Genomic DNA, 7,687 nt, shown 5'->3' with positions numbered 1-7,687 from the left:
GGCCGTGAAACGCCCCAGCGCCAATGGTACTCCGTCTCAAGACGCGGGAGAGTAGGTCGCTGCCAGGTCTGCAAAACGCAACAAATATCTTCTCAAGCAAACTCTTCGGCCCAGCCGATACAAAGGGCCGCTCAAAGCGGCCTTTTTGCATTGCGTAACATGAAAACATAAGGAAAACGCAACGTGCGTCCCTTAAAGGAGACAAATCGCCTTCGGCAATTTGCTCCGGAAGTATACATCACAGCTTCCCTGTGATGCAGTCGCGATAAATCCCAGAGGGATTTACGCTGGTAACGCGGGGTGGAGCAGCCCGGTAGCTCGTCAGGCTCATAACCTGAAGGCCGCAGGTTCAAATCCTGCCCCCGCAACCAATATCTTCAAGACTATCAACAACAAAGCCCTCCCATCCCGGAGGGCGCCTTGCGTTTAGGGCCTTGGATACCGCAAATGACTTGCTGGCGGTATATCCCGTGGGGCTCTGATAGCGTGCAGCGGTCGATCCATTACGCCCACTCGAGCTTCGCGAACTCAACAGGCTCACGGCCCCAATTCATTGAACACCTCCATCAAAAGTTCTTCTGACCCCATCAAACACCCTATCGTGCTAGGTCTAAGGCAGCCGAAAGTGACCCCGATCGTCCGGGATTACCGGGTGGCTTTGGACAATGCCGAGTATGCTTATGGACCTGCCGAAGATAAAGACGCTGATTGATTTTGTCGGACGAACGAACGTCACCGAACTCATGGTGACAGAGAAAAGCGTAACTGTGCGGATATTCAAAACCGCACCTCGAACAGAGACTGGCAGCAATGTCTCGGTCAAAGCCGAGGATGACGCCCTGATCGATCGGTCGGAGTCGATCCTTCCTGCCACCACGTCGGGCACCTCCGTTCATGCCCCGATTTTTGGCGTTTTGCATCGCGCTTCCGCGCCGGGACAACCTTCATTTGTCGAGGCTGGAGATGTGGTCAAGGAGGGGCAGGCCCTCTTCATTATCGAAGCCATGAAAGTCTTCAATAAAATTGTTGCGCCACGCGCTGGCCGGATCACCTATCTGACGGAGGTTGATGGTGGCGAGGTTGAGGCCAATGATTTGCTGGCGGAGATCGCGTAATGGCGGAAGGTCTCAATACCACATCGGATATGCCGGGTTTCGACACGGTCCTGATTGCCAACCGGGGTGAAATTGCTGCACGCATTCAGCGCGCCTGCCGCGAATTGGGCTTGAAGACCGTGGCCATCTGCTCTGAGGCGGACAGGCAGGCTCCATATGGTCAAACGGCAGACACCTTCCTTTGTGTTGGCCCGGCGAATGCTGCCAAGAGCTATCTAAATCAGAATGCCATCTTAATCGCTGCCCGTCTGACGGGTGCGGGTGCGATCCATCCCGGTTATGGATTTCTGTCCGAAAATGCCGCCTTTTCTCAGGCGGTCGAAGATGCCGGTCTCGTATTCATCGGTCCCGACGCAAGGTCGATCTCCACGATGGGCGACAAGATCGCTGCCAAACGGGCAATGATTGCGGCCGGTGTGCCATGTGTACCGGGACCGGATACAGCGCTTCCCGAGGATGCCGCAACGGTTGAGCGTATCGCGAATGAGATCGGCTATCCAATCATCATCAAGGCTGCGGGCGGTGGTGGCGGGCGTGGCATGCGAGTAGTGCAGGAAGCTGCCTTGCTTCATGAAGCCATTACCTTGACGAGGGAGGAGGCGAGGCAGGCTTTTGGCTCTGCTGTCCTCTACGTGGAGAAGTTTCTCCAGCATCCCCGTCATATCGAGATACAGGTCTTGTGCGACACGCACGGCAATGCCGTCTGGCTTGGTCACCGCGACTGTTCGATGCAACGTCGTCATCAAAAAGTGGTCGAAGAAGCGCCAGCGCCTGGAATTTCGGTCGATGTGATCCAGCCGGTTGGTATGGCCTGCGTCGAGGCTTGCCGACAGATTGGCTATCGCGGGGTGGGAACTTTCGAATTCCTGTTTGAAGACGGCAAGTTCTATTTCATCGAGATGAATACGCGCTTGCAGGTCGAACATCCCGTCACGGAAATGACGAGCGGTATCGACATCGTTCAGGCCCAGATCAAGGCGGCGCAGGGTAAGCCTCTGGACTTGCGGCAGGCAGATGTTATCTGCGACGGGCATTCTTTCGAATGCCGGATCAATGCCGAAGATCCCGATAAGTTTCTCCCCTCGGCGGGTGTCGTGACCAATCTTGTGCTGCCGGAAGGAGAGGGGATTCGCGTCGATACCCATATCCATGTCGGCTACCGGGTGTCACCCTATTATGATTCCTTGATCGCCAAGTTGATCGTACATGCGCCGACCCGTGCTGAAGCCATGGTTAGGATGCGCCAAGCGCTTGCGGGTACACGGGTGGAGGGTATTTCGACCAATCTTCCGCTCCTGCGCGCCCTGTTTGAGGACGACGCTTTTGCGCAGGGCGAAACAGACATTCACTATCTTGAACAATGGCTAAAAGAACGGAGCGCAGCATGAGCAGGCCCGACTTTAGCGACCCCGTCTTACTCACAGCTTTGACCGATATGCTGACGGATGCAGGCGTGGACGGCGTGGAAATCACGACGCCTGAGGGTCAGGTACGCATTATTGTTTCTGCCTCGGCAAGATCTGCAATTTCCGTCGCTGGCGCTGTTTGCTCACCAAAGGCCGCTGTTTCGAAAGTGGTGGTAAAAGCGCCGATTGCCGGTCTCTTCTGCTCTTCTAAGCCTGCTCTGCCTGCAAAAATGCAATATCTTCCGCGTTTGGTTGCTGCAGATGACGTGATTGGATTTATTCGGATCGACCACATTCTCATCCCCGTTGTCGCGGGTCGTAACGGTTCGCTCGTCAATCAGCTTGCCGTGCAGGACGCTCTGGTTGGTTTTGGTGATCCGCTGTTCGAAATCGAGCTTCAATCATGATTGCGACATCGAACACTCTAGCACCTCGTCACGAAATCCAGCCCGTCATCAAAGGCCAGGCGCGCGTTTCGTTCATAGGCTCCCGGTCATTCTTGCTCGAAGCATCCGGCGAATTTGATCTGCCAGCACAACGCTGGATCTGGGCGCTTTCGCAAGCGGTAAAAGTCTGGGCAGGTGTTGCGGAAGTCATTCCCGGCATGACGAACCTTCTGGCGATTTTTAAGGAAACGCCTGAAGATCCAGAGTCCATCGTGTCTCAGTTGCTCGATGCCTGGGATAAAGCAGCCAGTCTGGATATTGTCGGGAAGACAGTTGAAATACCGGTACATTATGGGGGCGAATACGCTGCCGACCTTCCAGCCATCTGTGATTTTTCAGGGCTGAGCGACCGCGAAGTCGTGCGGATTCACCATGAGGCGACCTACCGCGTCTTCGCGCTTGGGAGCGCGCCGGGCTTTGGCTATCTGCATGGTCTTGATGCGCGCATCTATATGCCCCGAAAAACCGTGCCATCGATCAAGATGGAAAAGGGTTGCGTGACGATCGGTGGAATGCAGACGGGTGTGGCGATGTTGACCGGACCGAATGGGTGGAATTCCATCGGTTACGCCGATTTGCAGATGTTCGATCCCGCCTCTTCTGCGCCAGCTCTTTTGGCACCCGGAGATACGGTTCGCTTCATACCTACAGGGATCGAGCTATGATCGAGATTATCGAAACCGGCCCCTTCAACACCGTGCAAGACCTCGGTCGCCCCGGTTACCGTGACATCGGGGTTTCTGCTGGCGGTGCCATGGATCCTCTGTCGCTTAAGATCGGCAATATTCTGACCGGTAATGCCGCAGATGCTGCCGTCATCGAGGTCCAGACTTTTCCATTCAAATTGCGTTTTACGAAAACAGCAACATTTGCCGTTACCGGGACGGATGGGCGCCCGTTGCTTGACGGGAAAGAGCTGCTTTCCTGGTGCGCTCATATCGGCAAGGAAGGTCAGATACTGGAACTGAGGCAGCCGCCGAAACTCGCCCGCGCCTATGTCGCGGTTACGGGCGGGTTGGACGTTCCGGTTTTGATGGGATCTCGAAGCACGGCACTGCGCGGCAGTTTCGGCGGTCACGATGGGCGACCGCTTGCAAAAGGTGACAGGCTGGAAATAGGGGCTTCCGCCGATCTGTTACCACTGCCATCAAACGGGCTTGGTGTAGTTGAGCCTTCCGTGGCTTTAAGCGATATTTTTCCGCCTGTAGTGGACGGCGTTTTGCCGATACGTGCTATTCCGGCCGGTGAACAAAAGCTGTTTGCCAATGATGGCGAGGAATTCTGGAGCCAGATCTGGCGCATATCCTCCCGCAGCGACCGGACCGGTTACCGGCTGTCGGGTGATCCTATAAAACCGACCGAAACCATCGAAATGCGTTCCCACGGTGTGATGCCGGGCGTTGTACAGGTGCCGCCAGGTGGCGAGCCGATCATCCAGATGAGCGATGCAAATACGGCGGGCGGTTATCCAAAGATTGCCGGCGTGATCGAAGCCGACCTGTGGCGGTTAGGACAGGCACGCGCGGGTGGGAAGATCAAATTCGTGAGGTCCAATCACGAGGAAGCGCGTGTGGCCGAGCGGGCAGTTGCGAAATACGTCGATGATGTTCGCCAGACCTCACAAATGGTCAAGCGAGCGCTGAATGCGATGGGTTGACGGACAACCAGGGAGCAAAGGGAGGAAACGATGAAGATCGATCTGAACTCCGACATGGGCGAAGGCTTCGGTCCTTACCGGCTCTGTGACGACGAAGCGATGATGAAGATCGTATCGTCGGCTAATATTGCCTGTGGTTTTCATGGCGGCGAGCCAGATACCATGGCGCGAATGGTTCGCCTTGCCAAAGAAAATGGCGTTGGCATTGGCGCGCATCCGGGATTGCCTGATAGGGCGGGCTTCGGCCGACGCGAAATGCCCTTTCAGCCGGATGAGTTGAGACAGCAGATGCTCTATCAGCTCGGGGCCTTGATCGCGATTGCCAAAAGCGAAGGCGTCGAAGTCGGGCACTTCAGTTTTCATGCGGCCATGGGCAATATGGTCAATCGCGACCCGGCGCTTGCCGATTTGATGATGAATGCCATTTCTGCCGTTGATCCGAAGCTTGTGGTGTTCGTAACGCCGGACAGCGAAATCGAGAGAGCGGCAAAACGCGCTGGATTGAAGACCCTGGCATTGTTTTTGGCCGATCGCGCCTATGACGCCAAGGGATGCCTTGTCGCGCGGGGTCTTCCCGGCGCGCTGGTCAAGGATGAACCATCGGTGCGTGCGCGTGTCCGCCGGTTCCTGACCGATGGCACGGTCAAAGCCATCGATGGCACGATCATCACAATGCCGGCTCGCTCCATCCTCGTCCACAGCGATACGCCCGGTTCACTGGAGCTGGCGCGTATCGTGCGTAGTGAAATCAGCGCCTCCGGCGCAACGCTCGCGCCTGCCGCAGAACTCGCGTCTTAATGGGCCTCTGGTTGGCCCGTTCTCTAAATCTTACTGAAAGATCATGCAGATGCCCTCTACATCAGACCGCCTGAAAAACGTTTCCATCTCCGCTTCCGCCGCCATGACCCAACGCGCCAGAGAGCTGGCCGCGCAGGGTGTCAAGGTGGTCAGCCTCTCCTCAGGTGAACCGGACTTCCCGACGCCTGCTCACGCAATCGAGGCCGCGCACGAAGCAGCCCTTGGCGGGCAGACGAAATATCCACCGATGGATGGCACGCCTGCGCTGAAAGCCGCGATTGCCAGAAAGTTCAAGCGGGACAATAATCTGACATACGATGCCAGCCAGATCATCGTTTCCGCAGGCGGCAAACAGGTAATCTTCAACGCCATGCTTGCAACCTGCAATCCGGGCGACGAGGTCGTTATTCCCACCCCGTCATGGGTCAGCTATGCGGATATCGTCAAATTCGCAGGGGGTGTTCCCGTCGCTGTGCCGTGCGTCGAACAAACCGGTTTCAAACTGCGTGCCGAAGATTTGGAAGCTGCGATTACGCCACGTACCAAGTGGCTCATTCTCAATTTTCCCAACAACCCCACCGGCGCCGCCTGCTCCCGTGCGGAGATGAAAGCAATCGCAGAGGTTATGCTGCGTCATCCCCATGTCTGGATCCTGACTGACGATATTTACGAGCATCTTGTCTATGATGGCTTCGAATTCGGCACAATTGCCGATGTGGAGCCGCGGCTTTATGACCGCGTTCTGACAATGAACGGCGTGTCGAAGGCTTACGCCATGACGGGATGGCGTCTGGGCTATTGCGCCAGCGGCTCGAAGGAACTTATCGCCGCAATAAGCAATGTAAACGGTCAGAACGGCGGCGGCATTGCCACTGTTTCGCAGGCGGCAGCGATTGCAGCGCTGGACGGTCCCCAGGATCTTCTTAAAGAACGCGCCGCTATCTATCGCGACCGTCGCGATTTTGTTCTGAGCAAACTCGGCGAGATTGACGGTTTGCGCTGCCATAAGCCGGAAGGCGCCTTTTACCTCTATCCCAATATGTCTGGGCTTATCGGCAAGACCACCAAGGGCGGACGCAAAATCGAAGGCGATGTGGATTTTGTGATGGCGCTGGTTGATGAGCATCACGTGGCAACGGTACAGGGCGCCGCCTATGGTATGAGCCCATACTTCCGGATTTCCTATGCAACGAGCATGGAGATGTTGAGCGAAGGTTGCGCCCGCATTGCGCAGTTCTGCCAGGATATGCGTTGATCCTGAAAACGATCCTTTGGCTCGGTTGCCGGGCCAAAGGATACTCTAAAGTTTCAATTTTTCCGTCAGTTCCACCAGGATATCCTTGACGGCAAAAGCCGGCTCAGACAGTGAATTCTGGTCGGACATGCAGAGCGACAGTGTTTCTTCGATCCGTGGCGACAGCAGCCGGCAAATAAGTGGTTCGCTCGTTTCCGAGACGATCCGGTTGGCTATGGCTTTTGGCATGATGGTTGCGCCGAGACCACTGGCAACGGCGCGGGCAAGCGTTCTGACGATTTCCACTTCCGCGACGACCTTCAGATTGATCCGGCTGCGGGTAAATGCCGTGTCTACAGCGCGCCGGACAAAATTATACGCGGGTGGCATCAGCATGGGCATGCCATCAAGCGCGGCGATCGGCACCGGTTTTGAATCCGCTTCGATTGCGAAATCGCGATGTGCGACAAGATAAAATTCTTCGCTGAGCATGGGCTCGAATTTTACGCCCTTGATTGGTCCGACCCCATGGATCAAAGCCAGTTCCAGACGTCCATTCATGATCATCTGGCTATAGGTTTGTCCCACACTTTCCGTCAGGTGGATCAATATCCCCGGATGTCGCTTGCGCGTTTCCGCCAACAGCTCCACGGAAAGCGTTGCAGCGCTGCTGAATGGGACCAGACCGACCGAGACGCGTCCCGCAATTGAGTTACCCGCCGCCGATACGTCGACCTGCGCCTGTTCCATCTGGCGCAATATGATCTGTGCATGGCGGTAAACGGCATGTCCCGCATCCGTCATCGTCACGCCCTGCTGGCTGCGGATGAGCAATTTCTGGCCGAAATGATCTTCGAGCGCGGCTAGTTGCTGGCTGAGTGCCGGTTGCGCCAGATGCAGAATATCTGCGGCGCGCGTGATGCTGCCACTGTCTACGATGACGATGAATGATTTGAGACGTCTTATATCCATGCTTGGCGCAGCTTACAGGCTCGCACGCGTTTTGCAATCTGGGCGCCAGAGCGGAAAGC

At 56.2% G+C, this 7,687-nt stretch carries 8 protein-coding genes and 1 tRNA gene; 8 read left to right on the top strand and 1 reads right to left on the bottom strand.

Annotation, left to right across the window (positions count from 1 at the left end; genetic code table 11):
• Window positions 1–294: 294 nt before the first annotated feature.
• The 8 genes from FB593_RS19300 (at window position 295) to FB593_RS19265 (ending at window position 6,677) form a co-directional block, all read left to right on the top strand.
• Window positions 295–371: transfer RNA gene (locus tag FB593_RS19300), tRNA-Met, on the top strand.
• Between the two features lie 309 nt (window positions 372–680).
• Window positions 681–1,115 (top strand): acetyl-CoA carboxylase biotin carboxyl carrier protein, encoded by a 435-nt coding sequence (locus FB593_RS19295; protein WP_035200623.1) that lies wholly within the window; start codon window positions 681–683, stop codon window positions 1,113–1,115.
• On the top strand, window positions 1,115–2,503 hold the full coding sequence (accC, locus tag FB593_RS19290; protein ID WP_051376966.1) for an acetyl-CoA carboxylase biotin carboxylase subunit: 1,389 nt from the start codon (window positions 1,115–1,117) through the stop codon (window positions 2,501–2,503). Before FB593_RS19295 ends, accC begins: the two co-directional genes overlap by 1 nt.
• A complete protein-coding gene (locus FB593_RS19285) occupies window positions 2,500–2,928 on the top strand; it encodes a hypothetical protein (RefSeq protein WP_035199813.1) in 429 nt (142 codons plus the stop codon). The genes accC and FB593_RS19285 overlap by 4 nt, the downstream gene beginning before the upstream one ends.
• Window positions 2,925–3,632: a 5-oxoprolinase subunit PxpB gene (gene pxpB / locus FB593_RS19280; protein WP_035199815.1), complete on the top strand. Its 708-nt coding sequence runs from the start codon at window positions 2,925–2,927 to the stop codon at window positions 3,630–3,632. Before FB593_RS19285 ends, pxpB begins: the two co-directional genes overlap by 4 nt.
• Complete coding sequence (locus tag FB593_RS19275) at window positions 3,629–4,624, top strand: biotin-dependent carboxyltransferase family protein (RefSeq protein WP_035199827.1); 996 nt, start codon at window positions 3,629–3,631, stop codon at window positions 4,622–4,624. The genes pxpB and FB593_RS19275 overlap by 4 nt, the downstream gene beginning before the upstream one ends.
• 30 nt (window positions 4,625–4,654) lie before the next feature.
• Entirely contained in the window at window positions 4,655–5,422 is a 768-nt protein-coding gene (locus FB593_RS19270; RefSeq protein WP_035199828.1) for a 5-oxoprolinase subunit PxpA, read from the top strand.
• Window positions 5,423–5,471: 49 nt separating this feature from the next.
• Complete coding sequence (locus FB593_RS19265; RefSeq protein WP_065703391.1) at window positions 5,472–6,677, top strand: pyridoxal phosphate-dependent aminotransferase; 1,206 nt, start codon at window positions 5,472–5,474, stop codon at window positions 6,675–6,677.
• Window positions 6,678–6,722: 45 nt separating this feature from the next.
• Here the strand turns inward: FB593_RS19265 and nac are convergent, their stop codons facing one another.
• Window positions 6,723–7,628: a nitrogen assimilation transcriptional regulator NAC gene (gene nac, locus FB593_RS19260; protein WP_003518016.1), complete on the bottom strand. Its 906-nt coding sequence runs from the start codon at window positions 7,626–7,628 to the stop codon at window positions 6,723–6,725.
• Between the last annotated feature and the right edge of the window lie 59 nt (window positions 7,629–7,687).

Source organism: Rhizobium sp. SJZ105 (assembly GCF_007828365.1).
GTDB classification, from domain to species: Bacteria; Pseudomonadota; Alphaproteobacteria; order Rhizobiales; family Rhizobiaceae; genus Agrobacterium; species Agrobacterium tumefaciens.
The sequence above is the reverse complement of the archived record's forward strand: the minus strand, read 5'-3'. Positions and strand labels throughout refer to the sequence as shown.